Source organism: Acinetobacter sp. 22512 (assembly GCF_052044755.1).
Taxonomy (GTDB): domain Bacteria; phylum Pseudomonadota; class Gammaproteobacteria; order Pseudomonadales; family Moraxellaceae; genus Acinetobacter; species Acinetobacter pittii.
On sequence record NZ_JBQENP010000004.1, the window covers coordinates 1 to 18,648 of the forward strand.

Genomic DNA, 18,648 nt, shown 5'->3' on the forward strand with positions numbered 1-18,648 from the left:
TAGGCACAGACGGTACCTTCAATGCACAAGTGGCGTTGGGACCAGATGCAATCGATGGCACAGTAGTGAATATCAACGGTACTAACTACACCGTGACAGCAGCTGACCTTGCAAACGGCTTCATCACCGCAGCGATTCCTGTAACAGGCGAAGGCCCTGTGACCATCCATGCAGAAGCAGTGGATGCACAAGGTAACCTTGATGTTGCAGATGCAGATGTAACGGTAACTCTAGATGTTACTCCACCTGATATCACTACAACTGTGTTAGCAATTGACCCAGTTACTGCTGATAACATCTTGGATGCGACAGAAGCTGGTGGATCAGTGACCTTAACAGGTACATTGACCAACATCCCTACAGATGCAGTAACAACAGGTGTTGTGGTTACTGTAAATGGTGTTGACTATACAGCCACAGTTGATGCCGTAGCAGGTACTTGGACAGTTGATGTAGCTGGTAGTGGTCTTGCAGCAGATTCAGACTTAACTGTTGATGCTACTGCGACATTCACAGACCTCGCAGGAAACGCTAGTACACTTCAAGATACGCAAACTTATACTCTTGCAAGCTCTATCATTGCTTTCGATAACACTGATACAGCTGTACTTGCACCTCAACCATTGCTTGTACAAGATGATGCCTCTTTAGGTAGTGAAACTTACCTAGCCTTGGTTTCACTGGCTGGACTTGATTTACAACTTGGTTCTGAAGCAATTGATTTTACAGTAGGTGCTGGTCAAGAAGGCAACGCGACATTTACCTATAGTGCATTGCTTGGCGCAGATGTTTTATCTGATTACTCATTGGTACTACAAAAACTAGACCCAATAACGGGTGATTGGACTTCTGTTTACGGTGGTGGTGAAGCTGATATTTTAGATTTAACTCTGCTAGGTGGAACTCCGAGTGTAGTTATTGATGGATTAGAAGAAGGCCAATACCGTGCATTCATGACTTATAACGGTCTTCTAGGTATCGGTTTACTGGGTACCTTAACAGGCACAATGGATGTTTATGACACAACACAAGTAGGTGGATACTACACCGAAGTTGCTGATGGGAATGTGATTACTGATATCAATACCAGTGGCGAAACAGACGTTGTAACCGCTACGACTGTAGTTACAGCAGTAAATGGTCAGCCTGTTACAGCGCTAGATACTGTGATCAATGGGTTGTATGGTACTTTGGTAATCGATCCAGACGGTACATATACTTATACTCCTACTGCAAGTGCAGCAGGTGTAGGTCAAACAGATGTATTTGTCTACACATTAACTGATCCTGTAACAGGCGATACGGCTCAAGCAAACCTCAATATTCAATTGAGCTCTGTGAAAGCGGTGGATAATGTTGTAACTGCAGAGATCAACCCAGAACCATTGCTTGTTGCAGATGATGTTGCGTTAGGTAGTGCGAGTTATCTTGTAGCTGTATCGTTAGCTGGTCTGGATTTACAATTGCTTGGTAACGATGCAATTGAGTTTACTGTTGATCCAAACCGTGAAGGCACAGCAACGTTTACTTTCGATGCCATAATCACAGCAGATTTACTCAGTAATTATGCGATTGTTGTTCAGAAATTTGATGAAGCAACAGGCCAATGGGTATCGATTGGTGGTACTAACCCAGAAGCTTCACTCATCGATCTAACGCTTATCGGTGGAACACCAACAGCTGTACTTGAAGGATTGGATGCTGGTCAGTACCGTGCATTCATTGGATATGAAGGTTTAGTCGGTGTAGGTTTAGGCGGAACATTAACTGGTACGATGGATGTCTACAATCCATACATCGTGGCTGGTTACTCTGTTGAACCGATCTCTGGTAATGTCATCAAAGATGCGAGCCTCACTGGTGAAGTTGATGCAGCAAGCAGCAGTGCTGTGATCTCTCAAGTGAATGGTGTTGCAGTTGATCCAGTTGCTGGTGCAACAATAGTTGGTGCATACGGTACATTGGTAATCGACCAAGATGGTAACTACACTTATACCCCAACTGTAGACGGAGCAAACCTAGGTCAGGTAGATCAATTTACCTACACCTTGCTTGATCCTGTAACAGGTAACACTTCTGAGGCAACACTTTATGTTCGTCTCGATAGTGACAGTGTAGATATGACTTGGAACGATGCAGATCCATCTCAACCAGCTGTAATTACTAGTCCGCTTCCAGTAGATGCGATGGATAACGTTGCTTCAGCTGAAATAGACATGGTGTATCCAGTAACAACTGAGGTACTTGATAATGCGATCAGCTATAACTGGTTACTCGGCGTAGGTGGTATCGTTATCGGTTCTAAAGAAGGTACAGCGACATTTACAGTTGATCCAGGTAATCTGACTGACGCGATTATTGCAGTGAACTTTGGTTCGGTTGCTACGGTTGTCGACGGTTTACATGTGGTATTAACACGAGTAAATCCAGATGGCACTCGTACTGTAGTTGCAGATAGTTCTGATACTGGCGTAATTGACTTGTTAGGTATCTTTGGTTCTGAAGTTCAATTCAAGATTGATAACTTAAGTGCTGGTACTTACGAGTTGTTCATGGAAAGCAACACATTACTTACAGCTCTAGGTAGTGTTACTGCGGATATCACGCTAAATCATGGTGATATCACTCAACCGCCTGTACTGGTTGTTGACCCTGTAACTGGTAATGTACTTGCTGATGATAACTCTGCGGTTTACGGTACAAACTATGTGCCGGACTACATTACGACAACTTCAGTAGTAACTGCTGTTACAGCTGAAAATGGTAATACAACTACAGTTGTAGCGGGTACTCCAGCAACGGTTATTGGGGTATACGGAACTCTGACTATTAATGCAGATGGTACTTATAGTTATCAGGCAACTGCGGATATGGCGAATGTAGGTAAAGTTGATAGCTTTACTTACACAGTGACAGATCCAGTGACTGGTAGAACTGATACCGCTACATTACATGTTCAAGTTGGTTCGCCAGATGTTGATGTCACTTGGAATACAGTAGATCCTTCGGCAGATGCTACTCTTCCAACACCATCTGTAACAGCTGATACAGATGATGCAACAATCAGTATGGAACCAGTGGTAGATCCTGCCGCTTCAGTGGCGAGTGGTGACTTACAATTTGCTCAGATTGGTACTGTTCCAATTGTTGGTACTCCGATCTATGGTACTACAGGTACAGTCACTTCTAGCCAATTTGTAATTGGTGCGAACACTGTTAGTGATGTTCATATACAGTTGAACTACACTGCATCATTAAGCTTATCGGCATTACCAACTGTAGCTTATAAGATTCAGCAGTTTGTAGGCGGTGTATGGGTAGATACGGTTTATTCAGGTTCAGCGACGGCTTTAGCGGGCGTGTTGGGTGCTCCAGCCTACTCGACAGATGTCCCACATCTGTCTGCAGGTACGTACCAAATCGTATTCAACATTAGTGCTCTAGTTGCTATTGGCCAAGTTACTTTAGATACAGTAATTACAACCACAGCGACTCATCTAGACCAATACACACCAGATGGTCAAACCGACTGGATTACTGGTAACGTCCTTACTAATGATGTGGTAGAAGGTACTCAGCTCTATGTAATGAACTCAACAACTGGCACTTATGAACTAGCTGCTGGTCAAGGAGTGAATACAGGTGAAGGTACATTGTATCTATACAATGATGGCTCTTACTTCTACAAACCATTAGACAGCGCTGCAAATGCGACAGTTGATGTGATTGATTACAAGTTAGTTTCAGTGATCGATGGTAGTGAATATACCTCTACATTGACGATTAACTTGAGTCAAGAGTTGAATAGTCTTGCAGTGAGTACTGCGGCAAATGATACATTTGCTCTTGGTAATGGCTCTGATACCTTGATCTACAACACATTAACGGCTGCAAGCGTAACTAACGCAACTGGTGGTAATACAACAGCAGGTGGTGTAGATGTATGGACTGACTTCCACGTAGGTAATACTGCAACGGATGATCAGGCTGATAAGATTGACTTAAGTAACTTGTTAATTGGTTCTCAAACTAACTTAACAATCGGTCAATATGTGTCAGTAAGCTACGATGCTGGTACTCAAACTGCGACAATCAGCGTAGACCGTGATGGTGGATTACTTGTAGAAGGTACTTACACTGAAACACCATTGCTTCAATTGACTAACCTCACTGGTCCAGTCACATTGAATGACTTGATCAACAATGGTCAAATCATTTTCTAATCTGACAATCGACTTATAGAAAAAAAGAGCCTTCGGGCTCTTTTTTTATGTCTAAACAATACGTTAACTTAGCTTTTTACATGTTCATGCTATGATGGATTGAAAACTTTATAGAACAACAAACAACGGATAGGGACTGATTTCGAGTGAAAGCATTTTTAAACTTCCAAAGACAACTGAACCTTTGGTTAGAACATATCGCTCCCCATGTTTCAGATCTTCAAAAGAAGACGATTTTATTTATATCTTATGGGCCTAAAGACCAAAGATGTAACGTATGGCATAGTAAAAAAACAAGCTTTTCACAAGCAAAAATACAATTATTAGCTTTCATTAATGATCAGTTTGCACAGGAACTACTTACTGATTATATAAAAATTGATGTTGCATATAATTTAACGAAACAAGCTTGGAAAGTAGTAGAGCAGCAAGTCCATCATCAATTTCACAACAACCACTACCGTAAAGGTATTGGGTTTGATGAACACTGTTCAGTAGCTTTTCTTGAGCAAGAGATTTATGGAAAGGCAATTATACGAGGTTTGAGCTATGACAAACCCAACTTTTTTGATGAAACAAATCTGAATTATTCAATTAAGCAAAAATATAACGCGACTAAACCACAGATTAAACTACAAGAGCTACAAGACATTTGGACTTTTGATACCTACGCAGCATTTTATGAAAATGGGCAATTCATTAATTTAGCGAGCGGTTATGATGCGAATGGTATCAGGGCGATTTCGAGCAATAAGAAACAGCATTTTCAGTCGTTAATTGAAAAAAATTCGGCATTTTTGCATGATCAAATTCAAGAAAATGGCAAATTTATCTATGGCTATTTTTCTGCTTATGATCGAGATATTCGTAACTATAATACGGTACGCCACTGTACCTCGGTGTATGCGTTGCTGGAAACATTTGAAGTGCAGAGCAAACCAGAATATTGGCCCAAGATACATGCTGCTATCCAATATGCACTGACCAACTTTTATAAAGAAAAAGACTCAGAAACTGCTTTTATGATTGATGGTAAAGAAGGGGAATTTGAAATTAAATTAGGTGCCAATGCTGCTGCTATTTTGATGTTCACTAAATATCAAGAAATTATTCAAAAAACTGATTATCAAAAATATGCAGAGAAACTTGCAAATGGTATTTTAAAATTAGTCGATTCAAATGGCTCAACAACTCACGTATTAAATTATCCAGATTATGATTTAAAAGAAAAATTCAGAATTATTTATTATGATGGTGAAGCTGCTTTAGCTTTATTAAGGTTATATCAAATCAACCAAGATTCTAGATTATTAGAAACTGTTAAATTAATGTTTGAATGTTTTATTGAAAAGAGATATGAAAAATACCATGATCATTGGTTAAGTTATTGTACAAATGAACTCACTAAAATATGCCCTGAAGATAAATATTTTATTTTTGGTTTAAATAATTATTTAAAACATTTTATTTTTATTCGCAATCGAAAAACGACTTATGCGACTTTACTAGAAATGTTAATGGCTGCTTATAAAATGGTGAACCGTTTAAAAGAGCAGGGGCACACAGCACTTTTTGAGCAAGCTTATATGCCTGAGCTTCAAAAATTAATTGAATTCAGAGCTGATTTTCAAACGACAGGCTTTTTTTATCCGGAAATGGCGATGTATATGGCACGGCCAGATAAAATTTTACATGCTTTTTATATTCGCCATGATCGTTTCCGAGTACGGATTGATGACCAAGAGCATAATTTATCAGGCTACATCGCTTATGTAAAAGGTTACAAAGGTGATGAGTCATGAAGTATCAACCCGTTGAAATCAAATTATTAGCACATATCGACACTACAAGTTTCGATGAAGCTTTATGGCAATTCGAATTCGACGATGATATTTCAACATTACTGCTAATCGACTATGCACTAGAACAATTTCAACAAAAAAAAGTGCAGGCTCAAGATGTCTATATTGTGCCACAAAAAATAAGTGAGCAAATTGGACAGCAAAACTTAGGTTTAAAAACATCTGAAATTTACACATTTACAGAGTTATTGCAGTTCATAATTTTTACTCAAGCCGTAGATGTAAAGGAAGCTTTAAGCAATATGCTTTGCGGTACAAATGAGCAAGCATCTTTAATTTTCTCTAAAAGAGCCGCTGCCTATAACTTAAAATTAAAAAATGAAGCTACCCAAAATCAGCTAAAGCATTTGTTTTTATTGCTCAGAAAAATTTATAGCTATCCCAATGAAATAAAAAAAGTATTCTTTATAAAAGAGCTGAATTTTCAAGGAAAGTCTTATCTCCCTCAGACACCATTAATGGGACAGAATGTAGTAGAGGTCTTATATCTTACAAACTCATTTAGAAAAATTTATCTGACGTTCTTGGAAGAAAACCAAACGATCGGTTTCTTTTTATTCTTAGATGATATTCATCGTGCTGAGCACCTGGTTCCTTACTATGCTTGTTTTCAAGCACAGAACGTACAACCTAAAGTTTGCTCTGCTCCAAGTGGCATTATTAACATTTTGGGGGATACCTACTTTGGGGAAATCTACACTAAAAAGCGTAAGGCGAGAGGACAAACGGATGCTCTGCAGCAATATGGATATGACTATTCTTTTAAAAAAATAAAAGCTTTTTTAGGTGAACATGACTTAAATATTGCTAACTTTGAAGCGGTATTTTCTTTAGAAAACCAATCTCCTTTAGATCATAAAAAGCCTTTTATTCTTAAAGCTGATGCTGAACAAACATTAGCAGAATTCAAAAATATTCACCTTAATCATGTGGTGTTGGCAAATAACCATCTAAAAGACTATGGGAATCGTGGGCTGACCTATACATTACAACAGTTGGATCAGGCTAACATTTCTTATATCGGGGCAGGTGTAAACCAAAAAGATGCTCATAATTACTTTGAGCTCTCTTTTGAAAATAAGCATTATGCTATTTTTAACGGATACTGGCACAGAGACACTGCCTATCTCGATTATGATTTTTATGCTTTAGGTTATAAGAGTGGGGTTGCGTGTTTAAATGGTGTTTTGCTTGAACAAATAGGTCGCTATAGGCTGACTCATCCTGAACATAAAATTATTGTTATTTGCCATTGGGGTGTCGACTTTAAGCCTATTACAAAAGAGCAGAATAAGCTTGCTACGATTCTAACCCAAGCTGGCGCTGACCTGATCATTGGTCATGGTGCTCATACTATTCAACCTGTCCAGATCATCAACCAAAAGCCAGTCGTGTTTGGTATTGGCAATGCTGTGTTTAATAGCAATGGCGAATATGACAAATATAATGCTTTACCTTATGGTTGTATAGCAAGGTTAGATTTGTCAAAAGATTTACTTCGTCTTTATCCAATTTACACCAATAATTTGAAAACATTTTGGCAGCCGTATCCAGTCAATGCTGAAGATTTCTTAAAGGCGAGTACTTACATGACATCTTCATTGGCCCCTGAAAATTACATCGCTACCCAAGATAACTTAGGGGCATATATTGAAATTAAATTTTAGGGATATTGTTTGTATGTCGATAAAATAGTTTGAAGTTGTACTGGCGTAAATCCTAAATTTCTTAAGCCACCACTGCCTAATTTACATTCGGCGCTTGCCATGATGTTTGTTGGAGTACGTTTTGTAGCTTTTGGTGCACAAACATGTTTTAGTCCAAACACATGTCCCATTTCATGCACGCTACCAGCCTGAATATTATAATTGAGGCGGTTCCAGTCTAATAAAATAAAGGGTTTGCCATTATTACGAAAAGCTCTACTTGTTACATCTTCAAATTTCCATTTCGTTGAGTAGGCATCATAAATAAAAACAATCACTTCTTTACTTGCAGTTCGTTTCGGAAAACACGTATTTACACTGGCAGGAATGGTTTCAATAGTAATTGGGTAGGGCTGATTAATCTGTTGTTTTAAATCACAATGTAATTTTGAAAACTCCTCATAAGGAATATAACGATGTAATTTAAATTTAAAAATTTTATTATTTTTATCATCTACATAGTATTTATTTAATATTTTAATTTCCTTACGCATCTGTTGATAATTATCAAACTTTGTAGCTTCTGGAGAGTTGGTTGTAAAAACAAAAGTGACTGGAATAATAGGACGGCCATCTGTAGAGACTTTAGGTGTTTCTCCTAAAGGAAGAGGAGGGAGTGTAGTACAAGAAACGCATAGTAAAGTGCCAGTAATCACCAGTAATGTTTTTTTCATGCAGATTTCCCTCAAGCCCACCTTGGATTGCATTTAGTTTTGTTCAAAATTTTTTATATGATATGAATGATGTCAATTTTTATGGAGTCCATTTTGACAACTCAGTATGAACTACATCGGCAAATTTTAGAAGTCATTGCTTTGATTCCTTACGGAAAAGTTGCAACCTATGGACAAGTGGCTCGTATGGCAGGATTACCAAAACATGCAAGATTAGTCGGCTATGTTTTGAAACATCTTGAAGCTGATCATCAAGTTCCTTGGTATCGTGTGATTAATTCTCAAGGCAAAATTAGCCTAAGTAAGTTTAATGAAAAAGGTGAAAACATTCAGCAATTAAAATTGGAAGCTGAAGGTGTTTATTTGTTAAATGGTAAAGTTGACTTAAAGCAGTTTGCTTGGCAGCCTTAATATTTATGTTAGAGAGTAAATACACATGCAAAAGAATAATAAATGGTGTAGTGGAGCAGTATTACTTTTAAGCTTGATGGCACAGGTGAGTTATGCTGAAAAGGATATTTCAACTCAACCTTTTACAAATATAAAGGCTTCTCAGCAAGACATAGATTTGATATGTAAGCAACTGAGGCAGAAATGCAGTGGTGAAGCTATCCTGTGGAAGGTTAAAAATACGCAAGATTCAATTTATTACCTAATAGATGAAAGTCCACAAATTGTTCAGGTTAAGAAGCAAAATAATCAATATAAAGTAGTTGATCAATGGGACTTTAAAAATTATCAACATCATAATAAAGAGCCTCACACCGATGATTTGGCACCAGATGGATTACAAATCTTTCCAGCTTTATATCCATTAAATAAAAATGAGTTTGCAATCGCAGTAGTTAATAGATGGTTTACGGGTTACTCAGGAGGAGGGCGTTTTGAAGAAAATGCTGACTTCATTAAGCTCAAACCTCATGGGGAGTATCAAGTTGTACTAAAAGATATTGCTTTTTCTTCACGAGAAATGATTCGAGCATGTTTTTCAGAACAAGATTATAAAAAATCGCCCCATTGTCATGATGAGGCATGGATGATACTAAACATTCAATTTAAAGATGTGGGACAACCATATTATTTATGGCAATTAAATTATAAAAATTATTCTTGGGAAGCTTTCAAAAGTAAAAAAACAATAACGGTTGAGCAATCGCGTGAAGAGGTTATGCCTTTTAAGAAATAGAAGCCTATCTTGCTCACTTTAGCCAGACAGGCATTCTCACTTTAGCGAACAATTAACACAGGAATATGGCTTTCCCCTAAAACTTTTTGTGCAACACTTCCCAACACGAGTTTTCGGACTCCCGTGCGGCCATGAGAACCCATGACAATCAGATCTGCATTTAAGTCTTGAGCAGCTTGAATGATTTCCTCATGTACAACAAAGCCTTCCAACAGTTTGGTTTCAACAGTAATGCCTTCGTTGGCAAATTCTTGTTTTGCTTTTTCTAAAATGTCGAGCAAATAAGTTCTTGTACGTTCAATCAACTCATTAGTTTGGCCAGTTTTTACGTAGACATCAGCAATAAATGGATCAAGTGCCATCACTTGTACAACTGTAATTTTGCTATTTAATGCTTTTCCCAGCTTAATGGCCTCTTTCATGGCGACCATAGAAGTTTCAGAACCGTCAATTGGTACTAGAATATGTTGATATAACATGAGTATTTTCCTTATTGTAATGATGCTTATTTATTAATACTTTATACCTATTTTTTGACGATTTAAATTCAAGCACGTAATCATTTGTGATTTTATAACGACAAATTTTGTAGATAAATTTTTATAAATTGCGCAAATTTTCTATATGTGTAGATAAAGCATCAATATCGTCAGTTTGAAGATATTCACGTATTTTCAAAATTTGCTTCTCATCTAAATCATAAAGTTTTAAAGCAAGTAGTTTGTCGATTTGTTCTTGAGGAAAGCGATATTTAATAATTTTCGCAGGCACTCCACCTACAATTGCATAAGGAGGAACATCTTTAGTTACTACGGCTCCAGTGGCGACCACTGCGCCTTCACCTAGTTTGACACCTTGCATAATCATTGCACGGCTACCAATCCAGCAGCCATCAGCAATAATAGTATCACCAGCCGCCAAAAAACTACGAGTATCAAAAGGAAAAGTTGAAATCCAGTCGGGTCTATGAAGCTGATTGCCACCCATCATGATCACGCACTCAGCACCAAAACAAACAAAATTGCCAATATAAAGTTGGTCAATCGGTTTTTCTGGGGTTGAAGCTTTGTCATGTAAATAACGTACTACACAACGTTCAAAGCCTTGATCCCAATAAGCTGAATAATAAGAATAATTTCCTTTAATATGGATATTGGGATTTTTCACAGTTTTGGAAATAAACTCAAATTCGCACCAATGACGAACAGGGGAGCTAATTAACTTTTCAGCCATAATGGAGATATAAAAAAGGCAATACACCATTATACCGAATTGCGATTCAAGCTGAACCAATAATCTCAGCTCAGCCAATGAATCGAATATTAAAGTAAGTGCTAATTTGAACTAATTATTATGAGGAATACGTGCAATAACTTTAATCTCAAAATCAAAACCCGCTAGCCAGGTTACGCCCACAGCGGTCCAGTTGGGATAAGGTTTTTGTGTAAAGATCTGATTTTTAACTTTCATAATACTTTCAAACTGCCGTTCTGGATCAGTATGAAAGGTGGTGACATCAATAATATCATCGAAAGTACAACGAGCTGCTTTCAGTGTCTCTGCTAAGTTCTTAAAAGCTTGGATCACCTGTTTTTCAAAATCAGGTATAGGTGAGCCATCTTCAAGGCTACCAACCTGTCCTGAAACAAAGAGTAAATCTTTCGATTGAATTGCGGCTGAATAACCATGCTGTTCATATAAGGCATGGCGGTCTTTAGGAAATATTGCAGTTCTCATCAGGTTTGCTCTCCTTCAGTATTTAAATACCAATCAGTAAATGTCGCTCAGGTTTCACATACGCCTCGTATGTAAACATAATTGACATACGAGGCGTATGTCAATTAAAATTTTTTGTGATGATTAGCTGGTGAAATACATGTCTGTTCGTGAACAAAAGATGGCGGAAACCCGCAAGAAACTGATTGAAGTAGCACGTCGTGCATTTGCTGAATATGGCTATGCAGATACTTCAATGGATAAACTCACGGCAGAAGCAGGGTTGACCCGGGGGGCGCTGTACCATCATTTTGGCGATAAGCGTGGTTTATTTGCTGCAGTCGTCGATCAAATTGATTCACAAATGGCAGAATATGCCCAGCAGCATTTAGAGCAGCCTGATGATCTTTGGGAAGGATTGTTACTTGAAGGGCAGACCTATATTCAAAATGCTTTAAATCCTGAGTTTCAGCGTATTGTGTTACGTGATGGACCTGCAGTGCTGGGCGATCCAGCGCATTGGCCAAGTCAAAATAGATGTTTGCAGTCTACCCGTGAGTGTGTTGAACAGCTATTGACAGCAGAACAAATTAAAATTGTAGACCCAGAAGCGGCAGCAGTGCTTTTAAATGGGGCTGCCATGAACGCTGCATTATGGGTGGCTTCTAGTGAATATCCTGAACAGGTACTTCCTGAAGCATTAAATGCTTTTAAAATCTTTGCATCAGGCTTTTTAAAAGATGCCTAGTGAATTTTTTAATATTTGTCTGAAATATAAAAAACCCCTCAATTGAGGGGTTTTATAGTTTCAGTATATCTATTTATAAATTAAAGATATTCTACACTTACGATTTCATATTCCACTTCGCCTTGAGGAGTAACGATTTTTACTTCATCACCTTCACTCTTGCTCAAAAGGCCACGTGCGATTGGTGAGTTCACTGAGATTTTATTGATTTTAAAATCAGCTTCATCATCACCAACAATTTTATAAGTCTTGCGTTCTTCAGTATCAAGGTTTTCAATCGTTACCGTAACACCGAATACAACACGACCGTTTTGTTCTAAGTCCTTAACATCGATGACTTGTGAAGCACCCAATTTTCCTTCGATATCTTGGATACGTCCTTCACAGAAACCTTGCTGTTCACGAGCAGCATGGTATTCTGCATTTTCTTTTAAGTCCCCATGTTCACGTGCTTCAGCAATTGCTTGAGTAATACGTGGACGTTCAACAGATTTCAGATGTTGTAATTCTTTCTCTAAGGCGATTTTACCTTCAGGGGTCATTGGATAACGTTGCATTTCGGTCCCTCTTAAGTTGAGAAAACACAGTTAAAAAAATGAAAAAATCCCGCCACCGATAAGGTGACGGGACTTATCGGTAAAAAAATTAACCTACAGTTAAATCTTGCAAGCGGTATACATCCATTGGCAATTTCACAGCAAAGGCTTGGCAAACAGCTTCTGCGCCATTGATAGTCGTTGTGTAATACACTTTGCCTTGTAGGGCAGCACGACGAATCATTGCAGAGTCATATTGAGCCTGTTTACCTTCAGTGGTATTGACAATAAGGTGTATTTCACCATTTTTCAAGCGGTCAACAATATGTGGACGACCTTCAGTAACTTTATTTACAGATTCGCATTCTAAACCTGCTTCTTTAAGCACTTGGTAAGTACCACCTGTTGCAACAAGCTTGAAGCCATATTCAACTAATTTCTTAGCGATATCAGCGATATATTTCTTGTCAGATTCACGTACTGATAAGAAAGCATGTTTTACTTCGCCTTCAGTTGGTAAACCAGGTAAGCGTTCATTCGAGCCTAGAACAGCTTTATAGAATGCTTCACCAAATGTTTTACCTACGCCCATCACTTCACCTGTAGATTTCATCTCAGGTCCAAGCATAGGGTCTACGCCTTGGAATTTAGCGAATGGGAAAACGGCTTCTTTCACAGCAAAGTGAGTTGGAATGATTTCTTTAGTAAATCCTTGAGACTCAAGAGATTGACCTGCCATACAACGCGCAGCAACTTTCGCTAAAGAATCACCAATACACTTAGATACGAATGGAACTGTACGTGAAGCACGTGGGTTAACTTCTAGAACGTAAATATCGTCACCTTTTACAGCGAACTGAACGTTCATCAAGCCAACAACGCCAAGTTCTTTTGCCATCGCAATTGTTTGACGGCGCATTTCATCCTGAATTTCTTTAGATAAAGAATAAGGAGGAATTGAACATGCAGAGTCACCTGAGTGAATACCAGCTTGTTCAATATGCTGCATGATACCGCCGATCACAACGTCTTTACCGTCAGATACACAGTCAACATCAACTTCAGTTGCGTCATCTAGGAAACGGTCAAGAAGAACAGGGGCTTCATTAGATGCTTGAACTGCTTCACGAAGGTAACGTTTAAGTTCTTCTTCGTTATATACGATTTCCATTGCACGACCACCTAATACATAAGATGGGCGAACAACAAGCGGATAACCTACTTTTGCAGCTTCAGAGATACCTTCTTCAGCAGATTTTACAATGCTGTTGTTTGGTTGACGAAGCTGTAAACGTTGAATCATTTGTTGGAAACGTTCACGGTCTTCAGCACGGTCAATCGCATCTGGTGATGTACCGATAATTGGAGTGCCTGCTTCTTCTAAAGCACGTGCCAATTTAAGCGGAGTTTGACCGCCGTACTGTACGATTACGCCTTTAGGTTTCTCTGTACGTACGATTTCAAGTACATCTTCAAGTGTTACAGGCTCGAAGTATAGACGGTCAGATGTGTCATAGTCGGTAGAAACAGTTTCAGGGTTACAGTTCACCATGATTGTTTCGTAACCGTCTTCACGCATAGCTAATGCAGCGTGTACACAGCAGTAGTCAAATTCGATACCTTGACCAATACGGTTTGGACCACCACCAATGACCATGATTTTGTCGCGGTTTGATGGATTTGCTTCACATTCTTCATCGTAAGTTGAATACATGTATGCAGTACCAGATTCAAACTCTGCTGCACATGTATCAACGCGTTTGTAAACTGGATAAACACCCAAATTCCAACGTTGTTTACGGAATTGCTTTTGTGAAATGCCCATGAGATGAGCAATACGAAGGTCAGATAAACCTTTACGCTTGAACGAACGAATGTTATCAGCGTTTAAGTCACCAAAACCTAAAGTTTTCACTTGAGCTTCAGTTTTAATGATGTCTTGAATTTGGATAAGGAACCAGCGGTCAATCTTAGTCGCTTCAAAAACTTCATCTAAAGAGAAACCATGACGGAAAGCGTCCGCTACATACCAGATACGCTCAGGACCCGGAACTTTAAGTTCTTTTAGAATAATTTCTTTTGCATTTGTTGCACCGGCTTCGATTTTTTCATCAAAACCGCTTACACCAACTTCAAGACCACGTAATGCTTTTTGTACAGATTCTTGGAAGTTACGGCCAATTGCCATCACTTCACCAACAGATTTCATCTGAGTGGTAAGAACTGGTTCAGCTTGCGGGAATTTCTCGAAGTTAAAACGAGGAATCTTCGTTACAACATAGTCAATTGATGGTTCGAAGCTTGCAGGAGTCACGCCACCAGTGATGTCATTTTTCAATTCATCAAGGGTATAACCAACAGCAAGTTTTGCTGCGATTTTAGCAATCGGGAAACCTGTTGCTTTAGAAGCAAGTGCAGATGAACGAGATACACGAGGGTTCATCTCGATCACAACCATACGTCCGTCTTTCGGGTTAATACCGAACTGGACGTTAGAACCACCTGTTTCAACACCAATTTCACGAAGAACTGCAACTGAAGCATTACGCATCAATTGGTATTCTTTGTCAGTTAATGTTTGAGCTGGTGCTACAGTAATTGAGTCACCAGTGTGTACGCCCATTGGGTCGAAGTTTTCGATGGCACATACGATAATACAGTTGTCGTTTTTGTCACGAACAACTTCCATTTCGTATTCTTTCCAACCAATTAAAGATTCATCGATCAATAACTGGTGAGTAGGAGACAGGTCAAAACCACGTTCACAAATCTCAAGGAATTCTTCACGGTTATATGCAATACCGCCACCCGAACCACCCATTGTGAATGATGGACGGATAATTACTGGGAAACCAAAGCGTGACTGGATTTCTAAAGCTTCTTCCATTGTTTCAGCAATGGCAGCTTTTGGACATTCCAAGCCAATTTTACGCATAGCGATATCGAAGAGTTTACGATCTTCGGCTTTCTCAATTGCGTCTTTAGTTGCACCAATTAATTCAACATTATATTTCTCAAGAACGCCGTGCTCATCAAGTGCAAGAGCACAGTTCAACGCAGTTTGGCCACCCATAGTTGGCAATACTGCATCTGGACGTTCTTTTTCAATAATCTGTGCAACTGTTTGCCAAGTAATTGGCTCAATATAAGTTGCATCAGCCATTGAAGGGTCTGTCATAATGGTTGCTGGGTTAGAGTTAACCAAAATAACACGGTAGCCTTCTTCACGAAGTGCTTTACACGCTTGAGCACCTGAGTAGTCAAACTCACATGCCTGACCAATCACAATCGGGCCAGCACCAATAATTAAGATGCTTTTAATATCCGTACGTTTAGGCATTATTCGCTCCTTAATTACTGTTTAGATGCTTCGATAAGTTCGATGAAATGATCGAACAATGGGGCACAATCATGTGGACCTGGGCTTGCTTCAGGGTGACCTTGGAAGCTGAAAGCTGGTTTGTCTGTACGGTGAATCCCTTGTAAGGTGCCATCGAACAATGATTTATGCGTTGCTTTTAAGTTAGCCGGTAAAGTTTCAGCATCTACAGCGAAACCATGGTTTTGTGAAGTAATCATCACTGTACCATCTTCAAGATTTTGTACAGGGTGGTTAGCACCGTGGTGACCATGATTCATTTTTACAGTTTTTGCACCAGAAGCGAGTGCCAAGATTTGGTGGCCTAAGCAAATACCAAATACAGGTAATGTTGTGGTTTCAACAATAGTTTTTACAGCTTCGATTGCATAATCACAAGCAGCTGGATCGCCAGGGCCATTTGAAAGGAATACGCCATCCGGATTAAGTGCCAATACTTTTTCAGCCGGAGTTTCTGCAGGTACAACGGTTAATTTGCAACCGCGGTCTGCAAGCATACGCAAGATGTTGGTTTTGACACCGTAATCGTATGCAACTACATGATATTTTAATTCAGGTTGAGAGAAGCCTTGGCCTAGAGTCCATGAACCTTCAGACCATTCAAAACCAGTTGGATCGCAACATTCTTTTGCAAGGTCTAAACCGTTTAAGCCACCAAAAGCACGAGCTTTGGCAATTGCTTCTTCTTCAGTAATATTTTCGCCAGCAAGGATGCAACCATTTTGTGCACCTTTGTCACGCAAAATACGTGTTAATTTACGTGTATCAATATCCGCGATTGCAACAACATTGTGTTCTTGCAAATATTCACTCAAAGATTGCTCAGCACGGAAGTTACTGTGTAGTAGAGGAAGGTCACGAATAATTAAACCATTCGCCCATACTTTATGGATACGACCAGATTCAACGTCTTCTGCGTTGCAGCCAGTGTTTCCGATATGAGGGTAAGTTAATGTCACAATTTGTTGTGCATAACTTGGGTCAGTCAAAATTTCTTGATAGCCTGTCATGGCTGTGTTAAAAACGACTTCTCCAGTCGTACTTCCCGTTGCGCCGATTGACGTTCCTTTAAAGATCGTTCCATCTGCGAGGGCTAAAATGGCGGGGGTGCTCAAACCAAAGCTCCTGAATTTCGGCTGTAAAAAAGCGAGTAGACCCAAAAAAGATAGGCGATGTTGTGATAAAACATGCCCCTCCCTATCGGTCTGCTCGCTTGTAACTTAACAGCGCATTATACGCATGGAACCTCAAAAAGTCTATTTATTTTCTGCTAAAAAACATAATTCATTGCTTGATTTTTACAAAAAAATTATCCGCTCATCCGAATCAGTTACTTTTGATAAATTGTCTAACAATTTGCTGGCTGAATTTTTAGAACTGGATTTATTGTATTGCTAGTTAAAAAATAAACAATATGAGGAAATAGCATGAGTAATGATCAAGTTTCAAAAGATGTGAGCGAGAAAGCTCAAGCAGTAGTTGATTCGGTAAAAGCTGAGGTGAATGAAGTGAAAGAAACCGTAGCTGCTACTACAACTAAAGCGAAAAGAACAGTAACTGCTAAAACTGCGCAAGTAAAAGAAAGTGTTGCCGAGAAAACTGAGCAGATTAAAGAAGTTGCTACAGAAGCGAAAACTCAGGTGAAAGAAGCTATCACTGAAACTCAAGAGCAGGTCAAAGAAGTTTTAAGTGAAACTCAAGAAAAAATTGAAGCTGAAACTCATGAGTTAAACAAGAATATTCAAAATCAATTTGTTCAAATTAAACAAGATATTCTACAACGTCTTGATGTGATTAAAGCTCAGTTTAGCACCTCACAAGAAGGACTATCTGAACTTAAAAATGCTTTGAAAGCAGAAATTAACGCACTTATCGAAGATTTGACTAAAGTCAGTAAAGAACTTAAAGGTGATATTAGCCAGATTTCTTTGAAGCACAAAGATTCTTTAAGTGAAAGTATTAAGCGTACTAAAAATAATGCAGTTGAAGCTTGGAATAAAGCACGAGATAACTAATGATCTTAGCTTTTAGCCAGCTATAAAAAAAGCGAGAATTAATTTCTCGCTTTTTTACTTTTAAAACTGATGTAACCAGTCACGCTTATTATGGAAATCCGCACTTTTTCCACTGTGCTGCATTGCATAGTACTGCATACCTTCTTTGGTTTTTAAAACTGCAGTTAAACCTAAATAAAGGTTTGCCCATTTCAAGTGATGCTGTTGCATAAATTGTCCCAAATCAAGACTAACATTTAAGCCATAATGAGTACGCTTGAGATGGTTCAGTTCGATATCGTAAGCAGCAAGGGGAGGCATACTTTCTGGATAGCGATATTCTTCAAACTGATAAGACTGCCATGATTGAGAAGGGGAAAGGTTAATTTCCCGATAATAATCTTCATCATGCACGCCAACAAAAATTTCGAAACAAGTTTCTTCCCACAAAAAATCCTGACGAGGATGAGCCGCGACTTCTTGGGGCCAGACAATGAGTTGATTTGGATCACGAATCCAAAAACCGACATTTAAGGTGTGCGGTGCTTGCTGTTCAATTGCACCAACAACAGAAACAGCATGAAAACGATCAAAAGCTGAAAGTTCGTAACTTGCCATAGTTTG

The 18,648-nt window shown here is 38.9% G+C and carries 16 protein-coding genes; 8 read left to right on the top strand and 8 right to left on the bottom strand.

What is annotated here, in order from left to right; genetic code table 11:
* The 3 genes from ACTJJG_RS05730 to ACTJJG_RS05740 form a co-directional block, all read left to right on the top strand.
* The coding region (locus tag ACTJJG_RS05730) for a BapA/Bap/LapF family large adhesin (RefSeq protein WP_440608914.1) at window positions 1-4,223 on the top strand (4,223 nt) is incomplete at its 5' end.
* Between the two features lie 146 nt (window positions 4,224-4,369).
* Complete coding sequence (locus tag ACTJJG_RS05735) at window positions 4,370-6,025, top strand: poly alpha-glucosyltransferase (protein WP_032057416.1); 1,656 nt, start codon at window positions 4,370-4,372, stop codon at window positions 6,023-6,025.
* Window positions 6,022-7,752 carry a CapA family protein gene (locus ACTJJG_RS05740; protein ID WP_032057417.1) on the top strand — a complete coding sequence of 577 codons (1,731 nt, stop codon included), beginning with the start codon at window positions 6,022-6,024 and terminating at the stop codon, window positions 7,750-7,752. The genes ACTJJG_RS05735 and ACTJJG_RS05740 overlap by 4 nt, the downstream gene beginning before the upstream one ends.
* On the opposite strand, the gene ACTJJG_RS05745 is transcribed toward ACTJJG_RS05740, so the two are convergent.
* Entirely contained in the window at window positions 7,749-8,465 is a 717-nt protein-coding gene (locus tag ACTJJG_RS05745) for a metalloprotease (RefSeq protein ID WP_372552783.1), read from the bottom strand. The two genes, ACTJJG_RS05740 and ACTJJG_RS05745, sit on opposite strands and share 4 nt — an antisense overlap.
* Window positions 8,466-8,546: 81 nt before the next feature.
* Here ACTJJG_RS05745 and ACTJJG_RS05750 point away from each other — a divergent pair, with 81 nt between their 5' ends.
* Together ACTJJG_RS05750 and ACTJJG_RS05755 are read left to right on the top strand one after the other, a co-directional pair.
* A complete protein-coding gene (locus ACTJJG_RS05750) occupies window positions 8,547-8,876 on the top strand; it encodes an MGMT family protein (protein WP_002115572.1) in 330 nt (109 codons plus the stop codon).
* Between the two features lie 25 nt (window positions 8,877-8,901).
* On the top strand, window positions 8,902-9,651 hold the full coding sequence (locus tag ACTJJG_RS05755; RefSeq protein ID WP_032057418.1) for a hypothetical protein: 750 nt from the start codon (window positions 8,902-8,904) through the stop codon (window positions 9,649-9,651).
* A 41-nt stretch (window positions 9,652-9,692) separates the two neighbouring features.
* Here the strand turns inward: ACTJJG_RS05755 and ACTJJG_RS05760 are convergent, their stop codons facing one another.
* The 3 genes from ACTJJG_RS05760 to ACTJJG_RS05770 form a co-directional block, all read right to left on the bottom strand.
* Window positions 9,693-10,130 (bottom strand): universal stress protein, encoded by a 438-nt coding sequence (locus ACTJJG_RS05760; RefSeq protein WP_004790445.1) that lies wholly within the window; start codon window positions 10,128-10,130, stop codon window positions 9,693-9,695.
* A 121-nt stretch (window positions 10,131-10,251) separates the two neighbouring features.
* On the bottom strand, window positions 10,252-10,884 hold the full coding sequence (locus tag ACTJJG_RS05765) for a CatB-related O-acetyltransferase (protein WP_032057419.1): 633 nt from the start codon (window positions 10,882-10,884) through the stop codon (window positions 10,252-10,254).
* A 111-nt stretch (window positions 10,885-10,995) separates the two neighbouring features.
* Window positions 10,996-11,388 (bottom strand): RidA family protein, encoded by a 393-nt coding sequence (locus tag ACTJJG_RS05770; RefSeq protein ID WP_081318631.1) that lies wholly within the window; start codon window positions 11,386-11,388, stop codon window positions 10,996-10,998.
* Window positions 11,389-11,527: 139 nt separating this feature from the next.
* Here ACTJJG_RS05770 and ACTJJG_RS05775 point away from each other — a divergent pair, with 139 nt between their 5' ends.
* Window positions 11,528-12,115 (top strand): TetR/AcrR family transcriptional regulator, encoded by a 588-nt coding sequence (locus ACTJJG_RS05775; protein ID WP_002115531.1) that lies wholly within the window; start codon window positions 11,528-11,530, stop codon window positions 12,113-12,115.
* 80 nt (window positions 12,116-12,195) lie between these two features.
* Here ACTJJG_RS05775 and greA read toward each other — a convergent pair whose 3' ends face one another.
* The 3 genes from greA to carA all read right to left on the bottom strand — a co-directional run bounded on the left by greA (window position 12,196) and on the right by carA (window position 17,145).
* Window positions 12,196-12,672, bottom strand: a complete 477-nt coding sequence (gene greA / locus ACTJJG_RS05780; protein WP_002115570.1) for a transcription elongation factor GreA — start codon at window positions 12,670-12,672, stop codon at window positions 12,196-12,198.
* A gap of 88 nt (window positions 12,673-12,760) precedes the next feature.
* Complete coding sequence (gene carB, locus ACTJJG_RS05785; RefSeq protein ID WP_032057423.1) at window positions 12,761-15,991, bottom strand: carbamoyl-phosphate synthase large subunit; 3,231 nt, start codon at window positions 15,989-15,991, stop codon at window positions 12,761-12,763.
* Window positions 15,992-16,005: 14 nt separating this feature from the next.
* Complete coding sequence (gene carA, locus ACTJJG_RS05790) at window positions 16,006-17,145, bottom strand: glutamine-hydrolyzing carbamoyl-phosphate synthase small subunit (protein WP_005067597.1); 1,140 nt, start codon at window positions 17,143-17,145, stop codon at window positions 16,006-16,008.
* Between the two features lie 124 nt (window positions 17,146-17,269).
* On the opposite strand from carA, the gene ACTJJG_RS05795 reads away from it, so the two are divergent.
* Both ACTJJG_RS05795 and ACTJJG_RS05800 read left to right on the top strand, forming a co-directional pair.
* Entirely contained in the window at window positions 17,270-17,428 is a 159-nt protein-coding gene (locus ACTJJG_RS05795) for a hypothetical protein (RefSeq protein WP_002115567.1), read from the top strand.
* Window positions 17,429-17,457: 29 nt separating this feature from the next.
* Window positions 17,458-18,045, top strand: coding sequence for a hypothetical protein (locus ACTJJG_RS05800; RefSeq protein ID WP_005072962.1), 588 nt, complete (start codon window positions 17,458-17,460; stop codon window positions 18,043-18,045).
* Between the two features lie 60 nt (window positions 18,046-18,105).
* Here ACTJJG_RS05800 and ACTJJG_RS05805 read toward each other — a convergent pair whose 3' ends face one another.
* On the bottom strand, window positions 18,106-18,642 hold the full coding sequence (locus ACTJJG_RS05805; RefSeq protein ID WP_032057424.1) for a DOMON-like domain-containing protein: 537 nt from the start codon (window positions 18,640-18,642) through the stop codon (window positions 18,106-18,108).
* Window positions 18,643-18,648: the final 6 nt, after the last annotated feature.

Excerpts from the sequence above, each read along its gene's own strand:
- ACTJJG_RS05740 (WP_032057417.1), top strand. The coding sequence starts at position 6,022 with ATGAAGTATCAACCCGTTGAAATCAAATTATTAGCACATATCGACACT.
- ACTJJG_RS05745 (WP_372552783.1), bottom strand. The coding sequence starts at position 8,465 with ATGAAAAAAACATTACTGGTGATTACTGGCACTTTACTATGCGTTTCT.
- ACTJJG_RS05750 (WP_002115572.1), top strand. The coding sequence starts at position 8,547 with ATGGAGTCCATTTTGACAACTCAGTATGAACTACATCGGCAAATTTTA.
- ACTJJG_RS05755 (WP_032057418.1), top strand. The coding sequence starts at position 8,902 with ATGCAAAAGAATAATAAATGGTGTAGTGGAGCAGTATTACTTTTAAGC.
- ACTJJG_RS05760 (WP_004790445.1), bottom strand. The coding sequence starts at position 10,130 with ATGTTATATCAACATATTCTAGTACCAATTGACGGTTCTGAAACTTCT.
- ACTJJG_RS05765 (WP_032057419.1), bottom strand. The coding sequence starts at position 10,884 with ATGGCTGAAAAGTTAATTAGCTCCCCTGTTCGTCATTGGTGCGAATTT.
- ACTJJG_RS05770 (WP_081318631.1), bottom strand. The coding sequence starts at position 11,388 with ATGAGAACTGCAATATTTCCTAAAGACCGCCATGCCTTATATGAACAG.
- ACTJJG_RS05775 (WP_002115531.1), top strand. The coding sequence starts at position 11,528 with ATGTCTGTTCGTGAACAAAAGATGGCGGAAACCCGCAAGAAACTGATT.
- greA (WP_002115570.1), bottom strand. The coding sequence starts at position 12,672 with ATGCAACGTTATCCAATGACCCCTGAAGGTAAAATCGCCTTAGAGAAA.
- carB (WP_032057423.1), bottom strand. The coding sequence starts at position 15,991 with ATGCCTAAACGTACGGATATTAAAAGCATCTTAATTATTGGTGCTGGC.
- ACTJJG_RS05795 (WP_002115567.1), top strand. The coding sequence starts at position 17,270 with ATGGAACCTCAAAAAGTCTATTTATTTTCTGCTAAAAAACATAATTCA.
- ACTJJG_RS05800 (WP_005072962.1), top strand. The coding sequence starts at position 17,458 with ATGAGTAATGATCAAGTTTCAAAAGATGTGAGCGAGAAAGCTCAAGCA.
- ACTJJG_RS05805 (WP_032057424.1), bottom strand. The coding sequence starts at position 18,642 with ATGGCAAGTTACGAACTTTCAGCTTTTGATCGTTTTCATGCTGTTTCT.